Annotated in this window: 1 rRNA gene; it reads right to left on the bottom strand. The window is 47.9% G+C overall.

The window, feature by feature from the left end:
- Positions 1-107 (bottom strand): 23S ribosomal RNA (locus HWX87_RS37830); the annotation flags it as partial.
- Positions 108-313: the final 206 nt, after the last annotated feature.

The following is a 313-nucleotide window of genomic DNA, read 5'->3' as shown; positions in this document are numbered from 1 at the left end:
CGGATCAAAGCTTGTTTGCCAGCTCCCCGTAGCTTTTCGCAGGCTACCGCGTCCTTCATCGCCTGTGATCGCCAAGGCATCCACCACATGCACTTGTTCGCTTGACCCTATAACGAGTCTGTCTCATCGACAGTCGCTACAGGTTGAGTTCTCGCGTTGTGCCGTATTCCAATTGAGTCAAACATAGAGTTCGAATCATCTTGAGATACATCGATACAATCACAACCCGGATAGTTTTCACGTCCATCTCAAGACGCTTCCGCTATCCAAATTACTTACTTCTTCCAGATTGTTAAAGAACGACAGCCGATAC

Origin of the sequence: Burkholderia sp. BCC1644 (genome assembly GCF_902833225.1) — a bacterium.
Classification (GTDB): domain Bacteria; phylum Pseudomonadota; class Gammaproteobacteria; order Burkholderiales; family Burkholderiaceae; genus Burkholderia.
The sequence above is the reverse complement of the archived record's forward strand: the minus strand, read 5'-3'. Positions and strand labels throughout refer to the sequence as shown.